The following is a 16754-nucleotide window of genomic DNA, read 5'->3' as shown; positions in this document are numbered from 1 at the left end:
GAGGAAACCCGGCCATTTCCATCGCGAAGTGTGCAAGCAATGGGTTGAGCGCAGCATAGCGCTCGACTAAGGGCATGGCTTTAATGACAGGCACGGAAACTTCCACGACGTCTGGCCGCTTTCCCGCGGGACGTCTCGCATTCCCGCACCGCGACCTGACCGGTATCGGACAGCTGGAGCGGCACGAAATCCTTTATCTGCTCGATCAGGCCGAGCAATGGGTGGAATTGAACCGCCAGAGCGCGAAACATGTCGGCCTTTTGACCGGCCTTACCATAATCAACGCCTTCTTCGAAAACTCCACCCGGACGCTGCTTTCCTTCGAGATTGCGGGTAAACGGCTTGGCGCGGACGTGGTGAACATGCACGCGGCGCAAAGTTCGGTGAAAAAGGGTGAAACGCTGATCGACACGGCGATCACGCTTAACGCGATGCGCGCCGATGCGATCGTGATCCGGCATGGATCGAGCGGTGCGACCCAGCTGATCGCGGACAAGGTCGATTGCCCTGTGCTTAACGCAGGCGATGGCAGCCATGAACACCCGACGCAGGCGCTGCTCGATGCTCTTGCGCTGCGCCACAAGCTGCGTGAGCGCGGGGACGATGCGGAAGACTTTACCGGATTGAAGGTCACGATTTGCGGAGACATCCTGCACAGCCGTGTCGCGCGCTCAAACATCCTGTGCCTGCAGGCCATGGGCGCGAGCGTCAGGGTTTGCGCGCCGCCTGCGCTGATGCCCGCAGGCATTGATGCGCTTGGAGTGGAGCCTTTCTTCGATTTCGATGCGGCTCTGTCCGGAACCGATGTCGTGATGATGCTGCGGCTCCAGTCGGAACGGATGGCTGGGCAATTCATTCCTTCGGAGCGCGAATATCACCACCTCTACGGCCTTACGAAAGCGCGGCTCGAACATGCGGCAGACGATGCGATCGTTATGCATCCGGGCCCGATGAACCGCGGGGTCGAGATCGACAGTGAAGTCGCCGACATGCTCGACCGGTCGATCATCACTCAACAGGTCGAGATGGGCGTCGCGATCCGCATGGCCAGCCTCGACATCCTCACTCGCTCGGCACGCGGTGTGGAGGGCTGGACATGAAGCAGTCGCGCGCCCTGACGATCATTGGCGGCAAGCTCGTCACGCCCGGAGGTGTGACCGATGGCTCGATCCGCCTTGAGCATGGTCTGATCGCGGCACTAGGAGCCGATGTTCGGGCGCAGGATGATGACGAGGTGATCGATGCGGAGGGCAAGCTTGTCTCGCCCGGGCTGATCGATCTCGGCGTCTTTGCAATCGACAAACCCGCGTTTCACTTTGGCGGGATCACGCGTGCTGCGCTGATGCCGGATCAGTCGCCACCGCTCGATTATCCGAGCCGTATCAACTATATAGCGAAGAGCGGCAAACCCGACCTCTGGGTGCATCCTCTTGCTGCGGCGACACGCGGGCTTGCGGGCATGGAACTTGCCGAGATCGCGCTCATGCGGGACGCAGGTGCGCGGGGCGTCGCGACGGGCCGAGGATGGATCGCCGACAGCGGCGTGATGCTGCGGCTGCTGCAATATGCCGCAATGCTGGACCTCGTCGTCGTCGCACATCCCGAGGATGCGGCGCTGACGGGCGGAGCAGCCGCGACCGCTGGCGAGATTGCGACGCGGCTCGGTCTGCCAAGCGCGCCAGCCGAAGCGGAGGCGCTGGCGCTGGCGCGCGATATCGCTCTTGCAGAGATGTCCGGTGCGCGCATCCATTTCCGGCAAGTGACGACCGCGCGCGGGTTCGACCTGGTCCGAGAGGCGAAGGCACGGGGCGTCAATGTGACTTGCGGGATTACGCCTGCGCATTTCCTGCTCTCCGACTTGGCATCGGTCGATTTCCGCACCTTCACCCGTCTCTCACCGCCGCTCCGCTCCGAAGCCGATCGTCAGGCTGCGCTCGCAGCGATTGGCGAAGGCGTGGTCGATGTCATTTCAAGCGGCCACGATCCGCGCGGGCCGGAAGGCAAACGGCTGCCATTCGCCGATGCGGAGCCGGGCATGGCAGGCGCAGAGACGCTGCTTGCAATGACCTTGGGATTGGTCCGTGACGAGGTGATCGATACGGCCCGTGCGTTCCAGTTGCTGGCAGCAGAGCCTGCGCGGCTGCTTGGCGTCGAAGCGGGAGCTCTGAGGGCAGGCCTCGAAGCGGATATCGCGATCATCGATCCCGATGCGCCGTGGTTTGTGGACCGGACCAAAATGAACGCGACCGCAGACAACACGCCGTTCGACCGCCAAGGCACGCAAGGCCGCGTCGTCCAGCTGATCAAGGGCGGTGTGCCGATCTAGTTTCCGGCAAAGAAGAACCCCCGAAGCTGTCGCTCCGAGGGTCCTCGTATTCGGTAGATGGATAAACTTCAGCGAGTGCGGGCAGCAATCCGTACGCCGCGATCGACCGCGCCTGCTGGCGGGTTGGACGCAGCATAGGCGAAGCACCCGCGGCCCGTCGATTTGACTGCCGAGCACATCTGGCTCGCGGTTGCCTGGCCGAAACCGGCTGCGGCCACGCGGAAATATGTGGTGCCGTTCACGACAGCTTCGGTGATCACGACATCGTGCTGCTTCAGCTGCGGGAATTTGGACTTGAACTCGTTCCATTTGCTTTCGGCAATAGCGCGGCTTTCAAAGCTGCCGAGCTGTACGAGATGGGTAGCGGCCTTACCCGACGCGACGGCCATGCGGCGCTGCGACGGCGATTTTGCAATCCGAGCCGGTGCTTTTTTAGGAGCGGGCTTGGCCGCAACCTTCTTCACAGCCTTCTCAGGGAGTTTCTGAACCACTGCCTCGGAAATATAGCGGCGCGCTGGCTTGGCTGCAGGTTGTGCTGCCGGGACCGGAGCGACAGTAGCTTCGGCAACTGCTGGAGCGGCTTCGACCGCGGGTTCATTCTCAGTGAGGTCGGCTGCAACTTCTTCCGGTGCCTGCGCAGCGGATTCGGCCACCAGCATGTCCTGGCTCGGGAAGTTGGCGAGTGCGAGGTGCGTCGGCTGGCCGCCGTCGCTGGTCGGGTTGACGCCAAGCAGGCTTGCGACGCGGACCTGATGGTCTTCGGGCCGTGCATTTGCCGCCCAGCTGGACAGGCGCGTATCGAGCTCGTTGGCTGGCACGTCTTCCGCTGCCATGACGCGCGCTGCACGCCAATTGCCTGCAAGCGCGTAGGTGTAAGCGAGGTTCTGACGGACCTTGGCCGTATTCTGGCCGCCGCGCAGGGCGTTGGTGAGAACGTGAACACCGCGTTCCGGCTGGCCTGCGAGCGCGAGTGCTAGACCGAGATCGGCAGGGTTGATGGCAGCTTCCCAATTACGGAGCATCGCGACAGCTTCGCCGTGGCTGCCCACAGCTGTCTTGGCGAGTGCATAGCTCAGCACGGTGCGGGGATCTTCGTCACCCAGTTCAAGGGCATCCTTGAAACTGGTCGCAGCCGAATCGAACCGGCCGGCTTCGAGATAAGCTGCGCCGAGCATCGCGCGGAAACCGGGATTGCGTGGTTCGGACAGGACGGCGGCTTCTGCGTGGGTGACAGCCTTGTCGACTTGACCCTTCTCAAGCGCGATCTGCGCCTTTGCAAAAGAGCTATGCGCGGGAGCGGCGACCGATGTGGTGCAGCCTGTCAGCGCCACACTGGCCAAGGCGGTTGTCATGATGAGGCCCATTTTCGGCGAGATCATGGTGCCCTTTTCGTTGTGACTATCGGTCCCGACCATTGTCTTAATCCCCTGTCCTGTATCGCTCATATGGCTTGCCGCCAGCTTCAATTGGGTTTCATGCGCTCGGCGAGCGCGTCGAGTTCTGAAAATTGCTCGAGCAGTGCATCGAGCGCTTCTGTGACGAGCGCCTGCGCGCTGATGCCCTGCATCGTCGATGCAAGGCGAAGTTTAAGATGGCGTTCGGTGTCGAGGCGCAGCGTGAAGGCCGCGCGCTTGCCGGTTTTTCCAGCCTTCTTGGTCTTCTTGGCAGCCGACTTCTTCTTCGAAGCGGGTTTCACGTTCTGAGCGGTGTCTTCGCTGCTCGCGACGTCCATGACAGCGTTTGCGAGAATGCGATCCGAGAGATCTTTTTGCTGGCGGAGGACGACCGGGCTTTCGCCGATCGATCCATCTTCGTTGGCCGCCTTCGATGAGATCGACACAATATCCGCGGTTTCGGCCGGGCCGGTGTGAACCGAATTGTCGCCCTCGTCCTGGCCCATATCGTTCCAGCCGAGATCTTCGAGCTGCTCATCTGCGAGCGCCGCCATGGCAGCAGGATCCTGCGGCATGGGCGTAAGCTGCGGACGCATGGCCGGTTTCGCGCCGCCTTTGCGAGCGAGCAGGGCCGGGTTGAGCGAGGCGAAGCTGGCTTCGGACATCACGCGGGTGACTCCTTATTGAGCGACCCGGCGGCCAAAGCCACCGGCTGCGCGCCCTGAACCCATAGCCTGGGGCTGTCCACCACCCGGAGCGGCTGCAAAGACAGTCCGGCGGAAGTTCTTTTCAAGGCGATCCGAGATATATTTCCATAGCGCGGTTATTTCCGCTGCACTGCGACCCTCGGGCTCAACTTCCATCACCGTGCGGCCATCGATCATCGAGGCTGCGAAATCAGTGCGGTGGTGAAGTGTGATCGGAGCCACGGTACCGTGCTGCGACAGAGCGACGGCGGCTTCCGATGTGATCTTGGCTTTCGGCGTCGCCGCGTTCACGACGAACACCAGCGGCTTGCCAGCGCGTTCGCACAGATCGACGGTAGCGCCCACGGCGCGCAGATCGTGCGGGCTGGGCCGCGTTGGAACGACGATCAATTCCGCAACGCCAATCACCGACTGGATAGCCATGGTGATTGCAGGCGGAGTGTCGATCACCGCGAGCTTGAATCCCTGCTGACGCAGGACCGCAAGATCGTTTGCAAGCCGCGAAACTGTGGTCTGCGCGAAAGCGGGGTATTCCGCCTCACGCTCGTTCCACCAATCGGCCAGTGAACCTTGCGGATCGATATCGATAAGTACGACTGGACCAGCGCCAGCGCGCTGAGCCTGTACGGCCAGATGCCCGGACAGGGTCGTTTTCCCCGATCCGCCTTTCTGCGATGCCAAAGCGAGTACACGCAACGCCAGGTCCCCCTATTTAAGACCGTTGATGCCGCACGAATGCGACTGAGTGACATTGGGATCGCAGACTACCCCTAATTTTGGGTTAACATGTGCAGCTGCGGCCGGACCCGCGCGGGTAGAGTGGTTTCCAGGGATCGCACAAAAGCCTCTTACTCTCGGTCAAACTGCTGCTACGCTTGATTGACGGGACAAGGTGGGGATCTTTTTATGAGCGGCGCGACAACGCCAGACATGGCTGGTAGGCAGTTGGCGGCATCGACCGAGCGGACCGGCGAGGGCGCGATCGCTCCGGTGAGGCGCGGGGAGCGGATCGAAAGCCTGGATTTTATCCGCGGTATAGCGGTGATGGGAATACTGGCCGCCAACATCGTTGCGTTCGGACAGCCTTTTCAAGCCTATATGTACCCGGACGCTTTCCTGACCGAGCATGGACCGGTTTCCGACTGGTTGCTGGTGGCACAATTCGTCATCATCGATTCAAAGATGCGCGGGCTGTTTACGCTGCTCTTTGGGGCGGGCCTGTATCTTTTCATGGAGCGGACCTGGGCGCGCGGCGGCACAAGGTGGCGGCAGATCTGGCGCCTCTTCATCCTGCTCCTGTTCGGCCTGATCCATTACTACCTGATATGGGCCGGCGATATCCTTCTCTATTACGCCGTTATCGGTTTTCTGATCGTCCCTTGTCTTAAATGGGGCGCAGAAGCGCAGTTGCTTACAGGCCTAATCGGCTTTGTATTTGGGGCTCTCCTCTATTCGGCGATGCTGACATTCCCGTACCTTGTCGCCGAAACTTCACTGGGGGAGCAGGCCCAGTTTAGCGAAGTGCGCGAGGGAACTCTCGAGGCGCAGGCATCTGCGCTCGCTGACTCCAACGTCGAAACGGAGCTTATCCGGTCGGGCGATTATGCGGGCGTGCTCTCCCACAGGCTGAGCGAGCATGGTGCGGACCCGATCGGTAACGTGCTGATCTTCGCACTCGAGACTATTCCGCTGATGCTGCTTGGCGTGGCGCTCTATCGACTTGGGTTTTTCGGCGGAGGTTTCCCGTCTCGAAAAATGCGCCTTTGGGGCTGGACTGGGCTGATCATTGGTGCCTTGCTGAATTTCGGGATCGGCCTGTTCCTGATGAGCACAGGCTTCGGCTACTATGCCATGCTGGCCGCATTCGTCGGCTGGAGTTCGATTCCGCAGCTGCTGATGGTGCTTGGCTTGGCGGCCCTGATGGTCGAGTACTCGGATCGCTGGAGAGGCGAGTTGGCGGAGCGTGTGCGGGCAGCGGGAAGAGCTGCTTTCACAAATTATCTGGGCACGTCGATCCTGATGCTGTTCGTGTTCCAGGGCTGGGCGCTCGGATTGTTTGGAGAGCTCAGCCGTCCCGAGCTTTATCTGGTCACTCTGCTGACATGCGGTTTGATGCTGCTGTGGTCGAAACCATGGCTTGAGCGGTTTCGTTATGGACCGCTCGAATGGCTGTGGCGCTGCCTGACCTATGGCAAGGTGTTTCCTATCCGCCGCTGACCTGGGGACGGCATTCACTTTTCTGCTTGCTATTGAGAATAATTCGCATATCTTGGCTTTGCAAACGCTTCGCAGGAGTGATTCTTTAGCCTTATGTATATCTGCATTTGCAACGCGATACGTGAAACTGACCTTCGCACGGCAGCTTTGGGCCATGGCGGCGATGCCGAGGCCACTTACGCAACACTCGGCAAACGACCCAATTGCGGCCAATGCCTTGGTAAGGCTGGTGAAATCATCGATCAGGAACGCGCGCTTGCTTCTTGCGAAAACGTCGCAGTCTAGGTTGCCTCCGCGCTATTGCGAGCGGATTGCAAACACCTGAATCCTAACGATATTTTTGGCCCAGCCTCTTGCTCAAGCTGACTTAAGCGCGCATATATGGTGGCACGTAATCACCATTTGGCCGCACATCCATGCGGCTGTCTGCGAAGGGGAACACCGCCATGAAGGGCGATGCAAAGGTCATCGAATATCTCAACAAGGCTCTGACGAATGAGCTGACTGCTATCAATCAGTACTGGCTGCACTACCGCGTCCTCGCCGACTGGGGCGTGACCAAGCTCGCTGAATACGAGCGGCACGAAAGCATCGAGGAAATGCAGCACGCCGACCGTCTGGCCGAGCGCATTCTCTTCCTCGAAGCGCTTCCCAATTTTCAGGCGATCCACCAGCTGAAGGTTGGTGAGACGGTCGAGGAAATCCTGAAGGCCGACCTCGCTCTGGAAGAGGAAGCGATCCCATTGCTTCGCGATGCGGCCGAACACGCCAAGAGCGTGAAGGATTACACGTCCGAGCAGATTTTCGAAGATATCCTCGCCAATGAGGAGGAGCATGTTGACTTCCTCGAAACCCAGTTCGACATGATCGAGCGGATGGGGCTGCAGAATTACGTGCAGCTGCAGAGCCATCCCGCAGGAGAAGGCGAAACCAATGCCGGCGCGAAATAGTCGCCACTGAGGGGCGCCGAGGCTGTGAAAGGCGAGGCCGGTCGGCTTCGCCTTTTTGCATTGTGTCGTATCTGTACAAGACCGTTAACTCTAAGTTTGACAGCATCCGGTCCCGGAGGCAGCAATGCGTCCAGGGAGCGTGAAGCGGGGGTAATTCACACAACCGTCCTGCCGGTTTTTTTGAGGCGGGTACGTCTTCCAATTCGATTGGGTCGCACCTTTCGAACTTTGGAGCTTTTCCATGAAAACACTTGTAAAGACCATCGCGGGCGGGTTCGCCGCGGCGACACTCGCCATGTCCACTCCGGCGCTGGCCGATATCGAAATCTACGAAGACTATGAGCCGGCCGAGGAGGTCGTCGAGATGACCCTCGTCAAAGTCGACGAAGGACAGTTCGAGACCTATCTTGAAGGGCTCAGAAGCACGTGGGTGGCCGCAAACCAGGTCCAGAAGGACCTCGGATATATCAAGGATTTCGCCATCTACGGAGTTCCCTATGGCGAGAATCACTTCAACATGGTGTTGATCGTGGTCTTCCCCGACACAGCATCCGTCGGACCGAGCAAGGAACGCTACATGGCTTTCCTCGACGCGTATGGAAAAGCCAACATCGATCAGGGCAACACGACCGTGCTCGAACTCTACAACAAGATCCGCAAGATTCAGGGCACCTACGCGCTCAGAAAAGTGGAAATGCTGAAATAAGCGCTCGCTTGGCGGGAGACTATTGGAAGGGCGGGGCCGCAAGGCTCCGCCCTTTTCGCATCAGGCGCTTTTATCTTTTCGGTTGGGACCGCCTGCTGCCAGCTGAGTTTCGCGCAGGAACACGAACAGCGCAGAGATCAGGAATGCGATCGTGAGCACCCACATGACCGCGATCACCGTCCCGATCCGCGCGCTGATATAGGTCGATACGAACAGCAAGGCGATCACGATGCTGATGATTACTGCACCGGCGGATGACAGCATTATCGCCTTGCGAGCGAGGGCGCGCCTTTTACACAGCCAATCGACCTCGGCTGCATGCCGAGGCCCCTTGTCCTTCTCGTCCTGAGCTTCCAGCCGCTCGATCCGGCCTGCCACCCAAGTGAGGCGCGCCATCATCACATTCATGACGCTGCCGATGCCGACCAGCAGGAATGCCGGTGCCAGGCTCGATTGCAGCGCCTGCTGGACCGCCGGTGTGCTGGCTGTGCGTTGGATCAGCTCGGTGGCGATGTCTGCGGCAGCGAAAATTTCCAGCATCATCGCTCTCCGCTGTAATTGCCCCCGCCGCCTTTGTTGGCGTTGTATGGGTTCTTGGGGCTCTTGAGCGTCACGCGCACCGGCACTGCCTCGAAGCCGAGCTTCGAACGGATGCCGTTGATGAGATAGCGTTCGTAGCTCTTGGGGAGATCATCGAGCCGCGTGCCGAACACTACAAAGCGCGGCGGGCGGGTGCTCGCCTGGGTGATGTAGCGCAGCTTGATCCGGCGTCCCCCGGGCGCTGGCGGTGGATTGGCGTCGAGCGCGTCATCGAACCAGCGATTGAGCGCGGCGGTGGGCACACGCTTCGACCAGCTTTCGCGTAGCTCAAACGCGGCACCGAGCATGGCATCGATCCCCTTGCCGGTCTTGGCGCTGACGGCGAACAGCGGCAATCCGCGAACCTGGGCCAGCCCATCGTCGAGAGCTGCGCGGACACCGTTGAACAAGCCGCTCGCATCTTCGGCAATGTCCCATTTGTTGATCGCAATCATCAGCGCGCGGCCCTCTTCGAGGACCATGCTGGCAATCTTGAGATCCTGATGCTCGAGGCCTTGTGTCGCGTCGAGCAGCAACACCACCACTTCGGCGAAATCGACCGCGCGGCGCGCATCGGCGACGGAGAGCTTTTCCAGTTTTTCGGTGACGTTGCGCTTCTTGCGCATGCCAGCGGTGTCGATGATCCGGATATCGCGCGTCTCACCGGATTTCGGATCATCCCATCGCCAGTCGATCGAGATCGAGTCGCGCGTAATCCCGGCTTCCGGACCGGTCAGCAGACGGTCTTCGCCCAGCATCCGGTTGATCAGCGTGGACTTGCCAGCGTTAGGCCGACCGACAATTGCGAGCTTCAGCGGACCGAGCGGTGCGTCTTCATCGTCATCGGTGGGAGCAGTCTCCGCCGCTTCTGCCGCTTCGGCCTTCTCGCCGATGATCGGCCATAGCGAACCGAACAGGTCGGCAATGCCTTCGCCATGCTCAGCCGACAGCGGGACGGGCTCGCCGAGACCGAGGGAATAGCTTTCGAGAACTCCCGCTTCGCCAGCCGAGCCCTCCGCCTTGTTTGCGACCAGCACGATCGGCACGTCGTTTTCGCGCAGATACCGAGCGATCTCGCTATCGAGCGGCGTCAGTCCTGCCCGCGCATCGATCACGAACATTGCTGCGTCGGCACCCTCAAGGCTCGCCTCGGTTTGCTTGCGCATCCGGCCGGGGAGGGTGAGATCGTCCTCATCCTCCCACCCGGCGGTGTCGACCACGGTAAACTGCAGCCCGGCGATCTCGGCATCGCCCATCCGCCGGTCGCGTGTTACACCCGGCTGATCATCGACCAGAGCAAGCTTCTTGCCCACGAGCCGATTGAACAGCGTCGATTTGCCCACATTGGGACGGCCGATGATGATGACCTGAGGTTTCATAGCTCACTGCAAGTGGCGGTTGACCTGCCACTTGGCAAGTTTGCTGCGGTACCGGATGCGGCAGGTCCGCTTCGAATGAAATCTAGTCCTTCTTGGCAACCGGCGGATTGTCGCCCAGATCCTCGTACCAGGCCTCCACCGGGCCGGTGAGCTTGATCGTGAGCGGCTGACCCTTGCGATCGACAGTCTTGCCCGCCTGCACACGGACCCATCCTTCGGAGATCGAATACTCCTCGATATCGGTGCGGACGCGGTCCTTGAACCGGATGCCGACGCCGCGCTGCAGGACTTCGGCGTCGAAGGCAGGGCTGTTCGGATTGACCGAAAGGTGGTCGGGCGGAGTGTCGTTTGTGTTGTTGTCGCTCATGCGCGGGCCTTTAGTGGCGCGCGGCGCGCGAAACAAGCACGCAATGTCGCCGCTACGCTTGCCCTTTTCGTCAAGCGAGGATACAGGCCCAGCGCAGATGCGCGCGGGGGCTTTCGAGTTTCCCGCGCGGCTTCGTCTGGGCAAGCGGGCGTGGCGAAATTGGTAGACGCGCCAGATTTAGGTTCTGGTATCGCAAGATGTGGGGGTTCGAGTCCCTTCGCCCGCACCAATACCTCGCCGCAGCCTCAGCGCGAACGAAGATCTTTCGAATCAAAAGAATGCAAGCTCAAGAAGGCTCCAGTACACCCCATGCAGACCAAGCAGACCACCAATGAAGGCCTCAAGCGCGCCTACCAGATCACCCTGACCGCCGACGAAATCGGCGCGAAGATCGATAGCGAGATCAAGAAGATCGCGCCGCAGGTCAAAATGCCCGGTTTCCGTCCGGGCAAGGTGCCGGCGAACCTCGTGAAGAAAATGCACGGTGAGCAGCTGCACGCGCAGACCCTCAACGACATGATTCGCGAATCGGTCGACAAGGTGATCAAGGATGAAAGCTTGCGCCCGGCAATGCAGCCGAAGATCGATCTTGGCGAGGGATATGAAGAAGGCAAGGATGCCGAAATTTCGGTCGAGCTCGAAGTGCTCCCGGAAATCGAGGCACCGAGCACCGATGGGCTGAAACTCGAAAAGCTGGTGGTTCCGGTTTCGGATGAAGCCATCAACGAGGCGATCGAAAATATCGCAGGCCAGAACAAGAGCTACAAGGACGCCGCCAAAACAAAGAAGGCGGCAGACGGCAACCAGCTGATCATCGACTTCGTCGGCAAGCTCGATGGAGAAGAGTTCGAAGGCGGCAAGGCCGAAGACGCTGCGCTGGTCATCGGGTCGGGAACCTTCATCCCCGGTTTCGAGGAGCAGCTGGTCGGCGTGAAGACCGGTGACGAGAAGACTATCACCGTGACTTTCCCGGAAGAATACCAAGCGGAGCACCTTGCCGGAAAGGAAGCGACCTTCGACGTGACCGTGAAGGCGGTGAAGGTCGAAACAGAAACCAAGATCGATGACGAGTTTGCCAAGCAGCTCGGTCTCGACAGCATCGACAAGCTGAAAGAGATCATGAAGGGTCAGCTCGAGCAGCAGACTGCCGGTCTCACCCGCACGCAAATGAAGCGCGCGCTGCTGGATCAGCTCGCCGCCGGACATGATTTTGCCGTGCCGGACACCATGGTCGAAGCGGAATTCGAGCAGATCTGGGCGCAGCTTCAGCAGGAAGCGGCGAACGACGACAATCCCGAAGCAGCGCTGAAGGAAATCGAAGACGAGAAGGACGATTACAAGGCGATCGCAGAACGCCGCGTCCGTCTCGGCCTGCTGCTGTCCGAAATCGGCCAGGCAAATGGCGTCGAAGTCAGCTCGCAGGAAATGTCCATGCTGATCCAGCAGGCTGCGCAGCAATACCGCGAGGAAGATCGCGAACGCTTCATGCAATATGTCCAGCAAGAGCCGATGGCTGCAGCCCAGCTTCGCGCACCGCTGTATGAAGACAAGGTGGTCGACTTCCTGTTCGACAAGGCCGAAGTCACCGAACGCGAAGTGACGCAGGACGAACTGCAGGCGGCCATCGAAGCCGACGACGAAGCCGAAGCTGAAAAGGCGAAAGCCGCACCGAAGAAGAAGGCACCGGCAAAGAAAGCTCCGGCAAAAAAGCCAGCTGCGAAAAAGGCGCCTGCCAAGAAGGCTGACGCCGATGCGAAGCCTGCTGCGAAGAAAGCGCCTGCCAAGAAGCCAGCGGCCAAGAAACCAGCCGCGAAGAAGGCTCCTGCTAAATCGGCTGCGGCAAAACCGGCTGCGAAGAAGCCCGCTGCCAAGAAGGCTCCGGCAAAGAAGTAATCGCTGATTTCGTAAATATTGGGGCGGAGCGTCTGGATCGGACGCTTCGCCCTTTTTCGTTTAGTAATACTCAAGCCAATCTTGGCCCGGCTATTTCTCTGAGTCTGGAGACCGATCGTCGGGGCTCAGCGACGCCATCAGGCTGTCCTTGCCGATATGCACGTGGTGTCCGCGGCCCTCGACAAACGCGATATAGGGCCCGGCCACGACACCATGGATCACGATCGATGCCAGGATCGTGAAACTCGCAGTCGCCCACAACAGATCGAGGTTCGCGAATTCGCCTTTGTTCTGGGCGTAGGCGAGATAGTAGATCGTGCCCATGCCCCGCACGCCCAAGAACGCGACGGCGAATTTGCCGGGCCAGGGCAGGTCGCAATTCACCTCAGCTAGCAGCCCTGAAATCGGCCTGATGATGAAAATCAGGGCGAGACCGACCAGAGCTGCGGGCCATGTCAGCGCATCGAGCACCCCGCTGGCCAGCATGGCGCCAAACCCAAACAGGACCGCAACGAGGACGATCTGCTCGATCTGATCGATGAAGTGGTGGCTGATTTTGTGATAACGGCTAGCATTCTCGCTTTGCCGCGCGGTAACGGCGGCTACGAAAACAGCCAGAAATCCATAACCCTGAAAGACTTCGGCGACGCCGTAGGACGTTAGCAGCGTGCCCAGAACAATAAGCCCCTCTCGGGTCGAATATTCTGCGGATCCCTCACTATCGCTCTCTGACGGATCGTCCATCTCGATATGCTCCATCGGAGCATCCGCCTCGCGCTCGAACACGTACCATGCGCCCACGCGCCCGACTGCCCAGCCGATCAGGCAGCCAGCAAAGATACGCCAGCCGACGTCGAATGCGGCCCATTCGATCGTCCACATCCCAAGCGAGGTCATGCCGATGGCGGCAATGGCAAGATAGGTAAAAGGAAAGGCGAGACCGTCATTGAGGCCTGCCTCGACCGTCAGACTGAACCGTACGTCATGTCTCTCAGCGTCGCCGGGGGGACCGACCTGTACGCTTCGCGCAAGCACCGGATCGGTGGGCGCAAGGGCAGCGCCGAGCAGGATCGCGCTGGCCGGTGCCAGTCCCAGCGCCCACCAGCCCAGCCACGCAACCGATGCCACCGTCAGCGGCATGGCGATCACCAGGAGCGGCCATATCTGCCCCCAGTTTTTCCAGCTTACAGGGCGGTCGATCGCAATTCCGGCGGCCGCGAGCGACGCTATCACGATGAACTCGGTGACATATTCGAGAGCCAGCGCATCGAACCCATCGAAGGTCGGATTGATGTTGGGGAGCCCCAGTCCCGCGGAATACAGCAGGTAGCCAGCGCCGACGTATACGATCGGGAGGGACAGCCAGATTCTCGCGAGGCGCCGTTCGAGTGAAACCGCCAGCACCAACCCGATGCCGAATATTACGAACATCAGGAGGCGCGGTTCAAAATCCATGCACTATCAGTGCGCGGGCTTACCCTTCGGTTCCCAGCGGCGAAAACTTGGCTCGGGTAGCTGGGTGCTGCGAGCCCGCTCGTACGCAGCCCCTGCCTTTAGCACCGCGTGGTCTTCCCACTTCGCGCCGAAGAAGCTGATCCCGACCGGCAAACCCTCCACCGCGCCCATCGGAACCGTGAGGTGCGGATATCCGGCGATGGCGGCAGGCGAACCGAAACCGATCGACCCGTCGAAATTATCGCCGCCGATCAGGTCGCTAACCCATGCCGGTCCCCGTGTTGGCGCGATGAGGAACTCGACATCGTTATCTGCGAGAATCGCATCGAGCGTTTCTTCGCCCGCAATGCGCAGCGCGTTTGCCTTAGCCGTTTCATATTTCTCGCGATCGGTTGTCCGTTCTGCTGCCTGGAAAATGCCCTGACCGAACCACCGCATCTCCTTGTCGGCATTTGCCTCGTTAAACGCGATCAGGTCCGCCAGGGTCCTCGGGGTTTCCTGCCCATCGATTGCTGGGATGGAGGCGAGATATTTGGCCATCTCTTCGCGCAGTTCGAACAGCAGGATCGTAAAGCTGTCCTCCCATATCGCGCTATCGATTTCGAATTCGATGTCGACGAGCACCGCGCCTGCGCGCTCAAGGTCACTGAGGGCGGTTCCGAAGACGGCCTGGACATCGTCGCGCTCGCCGATTTGCGACCGCATAACGCCGATCCGGATGCCTTCAAGCGACGCGTCAGCCAGCCCCGCCGTGTAGTCGTTAACGCGCGGGACATTCACGGTGGCGCTATCCGCCGGGTCTTCACCGGCAATCGCACTCAGCAGTAGCGCTGCATCGTAGACGGTCTGCGTCATCGGACCGGCAGTGTCCTGCGTGCTGGAAATCGGCACAACATGGGTGCGGCTGACGATGCCGACGCTCGGTTTGAAGCCCACGACGCCGTTGATCGAAGCTGGGCAAGTGATCGATCCGTTCGTCTCCGTGCCGATTGCGCCCCAGGCAAACCCGGCGGCCACAGCTGCGCCGCTGCCCGAGGATGACCCGCACGAATTGCGGTCGGTTGCATGCGGATTGCGTGTCAGCCCGCCCACAGCGCTCCATCCGCTGGTCGAGGAGTTCGATCGGATATTGGCCCATTCGGACAGGTTGGTTTTGCCGAGCACCACGCCGCCTGCAGCGCGCAGATTGGCGACGAGCGGCGCGTCTCTGCCAGGGCGGTTGTTTTCCAGCGCCAGACTTCCCGCGGTCGTCGCAAACCCCTTTGCGTCGATATTGTCCTTTACCAGTACAGTGCGCCCTCGCAGGATATCTGTTTCCGCAAGCTCCTGCGCTAGCTCAGGGGCATCGGGATCGTATGCGATTACCGCATTGAGCTGCGGCCCGGCATCGTCCAGTTCCTGGATACGCTCGATATGCCTCTTTGCAGCGATTGCTATGGGCGAGGCGTTCTCGGCGGCGGTGATGCTGGCGTCACTGTCGTTGCTTTGCGCGATAGCGGCGGCGCTCAAGAAAACTGCGGAAATTGCAAGAGCGGACGAAGCGAGAGATTTTGTTGTCATGCGTGACTGATTGCGCGAATTCGCGAGCGCTTCAAGAGGGCACGTCGAAGGTGCGCGGCCACGGTCCGCAAGGTTCTGCCGAGGCATTGTCTCATTCCCGGACGCTGCGATTCTTGGCTTTGATCCAAAAACCGGTGCAGGCGATTACGCGCTTGCGGTCACGCACCACTTGCGCTCGGGGGGACGCAAGTTGCGGCGGGCGCGCCAGCGATCAAACGCGGCGCGCCCGCTTTCTTCTTTCCGTGATGCTCATGGTTATCGGCAAGCAGTGCACCGGTCGAATGCGCTGGCGATGCGCGTTTTGCCCGCCAATTGGTTAAAGCCCTTGAATCCCGCGTCGCGGCCCCCGACATTGCTTGTCCGATATTCAAGAGGAACAATCCCACATGATCGATCTGCTCGGCGAAACCGGCGAAACTCACGGCTCCCAGGGCCAATTCACGACTGACCCACTGACCGGCGCACTGGTGCCCGTCGTTGTGGAGCAAACCAGCCGCGGTGAGCGCAGCTTCGATATCTTCAGCCGTCTGCTGCGCGAGCGTATTGTCTTTGTAACGGGACAGGTCGAGGACGGAATGGCATCGCTCATTACAGCGCAGCTCCTGTTCCTCGAAAGCGAAAACCCTTCGAAGCCGATCAGCATGTACATCAATTCGCCCGGCGGCGTGGTGACTGCTGGCATGGCGATCCATGACACCATGCAGTATATCAAGCCGCGCGTTTCGACCGTGTGCATGGGCCAGGCCGCATCGATGGGCAGCTTCCTTCTCGCCGCCGGTGAGCCGGGCATGCGTGTCGCTCTGCCAAACGCCCGCATCATGGTTCACCAGCCTTCGGGCGGTGCACGCGGTATGGCATCCGATATCGAGATCCAGGCGCGCGAAATCCTGCGGATTAAATCCCGGATGAACGACCTGTACGTGAAATATACCGGCCAGAGCCTCAAAGAGATCGAAAAGGCGATGGACCGCGACACCTTCCTCGAAGCTGAGGAAGCTATGAAATTCGGCCTTGTCGACAAAGTGTTCGAGACGCGGCCTGAAAACGAGGAAAGCGACGAGAAGGAAGGTTCCGGCGGCGCGCCCGAATAATTTGGCTTCATGACGTCGCCTGATCTCGCCCCAGAGCGGGACAGGAGCCAATCCAATTCGAGTTTTTAAGCGCGAGGCAAGGCTTTTGCCCGCTTGCGCAACGCTAAAATGCGCCTCCATGTGTTGATTC

The 16754-nt window shown here is 60.3% G+C and carries 15 protein-coding genes and 1 tRNA gene; 8 read left to right on the top strand and 8 right to left on the bottom strand.

The genetic code is table 11. The annotated features are described in order from the left end of the window. Nucleotides 1-83: 83 nt before the first annotated feature. Nucleotides 84-1100, top strand: a complete 1017-nt coding sequence (locus IB285_RS10425) for an aspartate carbamoyltransferase catalytic subunit (protein ID WP_190788115.1) — start codon at nt 84-86, stop codon at nt 1098-1100. Then, on the top strand, nt 1097-2326 hold the full coding sequence (locus IB285_RS10420; RefSeq protein WP_190788114.1) for a dihydroorotase: 1230 nt from the start codon (nt 1097-1099) through the stop codon (nt 2324-2326). Before IB285_RS10425 ends, IB285_RS10420 begins: the two co-directional genes overlap by 4 nt. A 68-nt stretch (nt 2327-2394) precedes the next feature. On the opposite strand, the gene IB285_RS10415 is transcribed toward IB285_RS10420, so the two are convergent. The 3 genes from IB285_RS10415 to IB285_RS10405 are packed head-to-tail and all read right to left on the bottom strand — an operon-like array spanning nt 2395 to nt 5123. Then, nucleotides 2395-3771, bottom strand: a complete 1377-nt coding sequence (locus IB285_RS10415) for an SPOR domain-containing protein (protein ID WP_190788113.1) — start codon at nt 3769-3771, stop codon at nt 2395-2397. A gap of 17 nt (nt 3772-3788) precedes the next feature. Next, nucleotides 3789-4385: a type II toxin-antitoxin system HicB family antitoxin gene (locus IB285_RS10410; protein ID WP_190788112.1), complete on the bottom strand. Its 597-nt coding sequence runs from the start codon at nt 4383-4385 to the stop codon at nt 3789-3791. Nucleotides 4386-4400: 15 nt separating this feature from the next. Next, complete coding sequence (locus tag IB285_RS10405; RefSeq protein ID WP_190788111.1) at nt 4401-5123, bottom strand: ParA family protein; 723 nt, start codon at nt 5121-5123, stop codon at nt 4401-4403. A 210-nt stretch (nt 5124-5333) separates the two neighbouring features. On the opposite strand from IB285_RS10405, the gene IB285_RS10400 reads away from it, so the two are divergent. The 3 genes from IB285_RS10400 (at nt 5334) to IB285_RS10390 (ending at nt 8300) form a co-directional block, all read left to right on the top strand. Further along, entirely contained in the window at nt 5334-6644 is a 1311-nt protein-coding gene (locus IB285_RS10400; protein ID WP_234033123.1) for a DUF418 domain-containing protein, read from the top strand. Between the two features lie 446 nt (nt 6645-7090). Continuing rightward, nucleotides 7091-7594, top strand: a complete 504-nt coding sequence (bfr, locus tag IB285_RS10395) for a bacterioferritin (protein WP_190788110.1) — start codon at nt 7091-7093, stop codon at nt 7592-7594. Nucleotides 7595-7835: 241 nt separating this feature from the next. Further along, a complete protein-coding gene (locus tag IB285_RS10390; RefSeq protein WP_190788109.1) occupies nt 7836-8300 on the top strand; it encodes a hypothetical protein in 465 nt (154 codons plus the stop codon). Between the two features lie 60 nt (nt 8301-8360). Here the strand turns inward: IB285_RS10390 and IB285_RS10385 are convergent, their stop codons facing one another. From IB285_RS10385 to IB285_RS10375, 3 genes are all read right to left on the bottom strand, one after another. Further along, the gene (locus IB285_RS10385; protein ID WP_234033121.1) at nt 8361-8840 is read right to left on the bottom strand and encodes a DUF2721 domain-containing protein; all 480 of its coding nucleotides are present in this window, start codon (nt 8838-8840) and stop codon (nt 8361-8363) included. Further along, complete coding sequence (gene der / locus IB285_RS10380) at nt 8840-10258, bottom strand: ribosome biogenesis GTPase Der (RefSeq protein ID WP_190788107.1); 1419 nt, start codon at nt 10256-10258, stop codon at nt 8840-8842. Before der ends, IB285_RS10385 begins: the two co-directional genes overlap by 1 nt. Before the next feature lie 82 nt (nt 10259-10340). Next, nucleotides 10341-10625 (bottom strand): DUF3297 family protein, encoded by a 285-nt coding sequence (locus IB285_RS10375; RefSeq protein WP_190788106.1) that lies wholly within the window; start codon nt 10623-10625, stop codon nt 10341-10343. A gap of 144 nt (nt 10626-10769) precedes the next feature. Between IB285_RS10375 and IB285_RS10370 the strand changes: the two genes are divergently transcribed. Together IB285_RS10370 and tig are read left to right on the top strand one after the other, a co-directional pair. Beyond that, a tRNA-Leu gene (locus IB285_RS10370) sits at nt 10770-10854 on the top strand. Nucleotides 10855-10934: 80 nt separating this feature from the next. Continuing rightward, on the top strand, nt 10935-12518 hold the full coding sequence (tig, locus tag IB285_RS10365; RefSeq protein ID WP_190788105.1) for a trigger factor: 1584 nt from the start codon (nt 10935-10937) through the stop codon (nt 12516-12518). 90 nt (nt 12519-12608) lie between these two features. On the opposite strand, the gene IB285_RS10360 is transcribed toward tig, so the two are convergent. Both IB285_RS10360 and IB285_RS10355 read right to left on the bottom strand, forming a co-directional pair. Next, a complete protein-coding gene (locus IB285_RS10360; protein WP_190788104.1) occupies nt 12609-13973 on the bottom strand; it encodes a cation:proton antiporter in 1365 nt (454 codons plus the stop codon). Between the two features lie 6 nt (nt 13974-13979). Next, nucleotides 13980-15533 carry an amidase gene (locus IB285_RS10355; protein ID WP_190788103.1) on the bottom strand — a complete coding sequence of 518 codons (1554 nt, stop codon included), beginning with the start codon at nt 15531-15533 and terminating at the stop codon, nt 13980-13982. Between the two features lie 386 nt (nt 15534-15919). Here IB285_RS10355 and IB285_RS10350 point away from each other — a divergent pair, with 386 nt between their 5' ends. Next, nucleotides 15920-16624, top strand: a complete 705-nt coding sequence (locus tag IB285_RS10350) for an ATP-dependent Clp protease proteolytic subunit (RefSeq protein WP_190788102.1) — start codon at nt 15920-15922, stop codon at nt 16622-16624. Nucleotides 16625-16754: the final 130 nt, after the last annotated feature.

Source organism: Erythrobacter rubeus (assembly GCF_014705715.1).
GTDB classification, from domain to species: Bacteria; Pseudomonadota; Alphaproteobacteria; order Sphingomonadales; family Sphingomonadaceae; genus Erythrobacter; species Erythrobacter rubeus.
The sequence above is the reverse complement of the archived record's forward strand: the minus strand, read 5'-3'. Positions and strand labels throughout refer to the sequence as shown.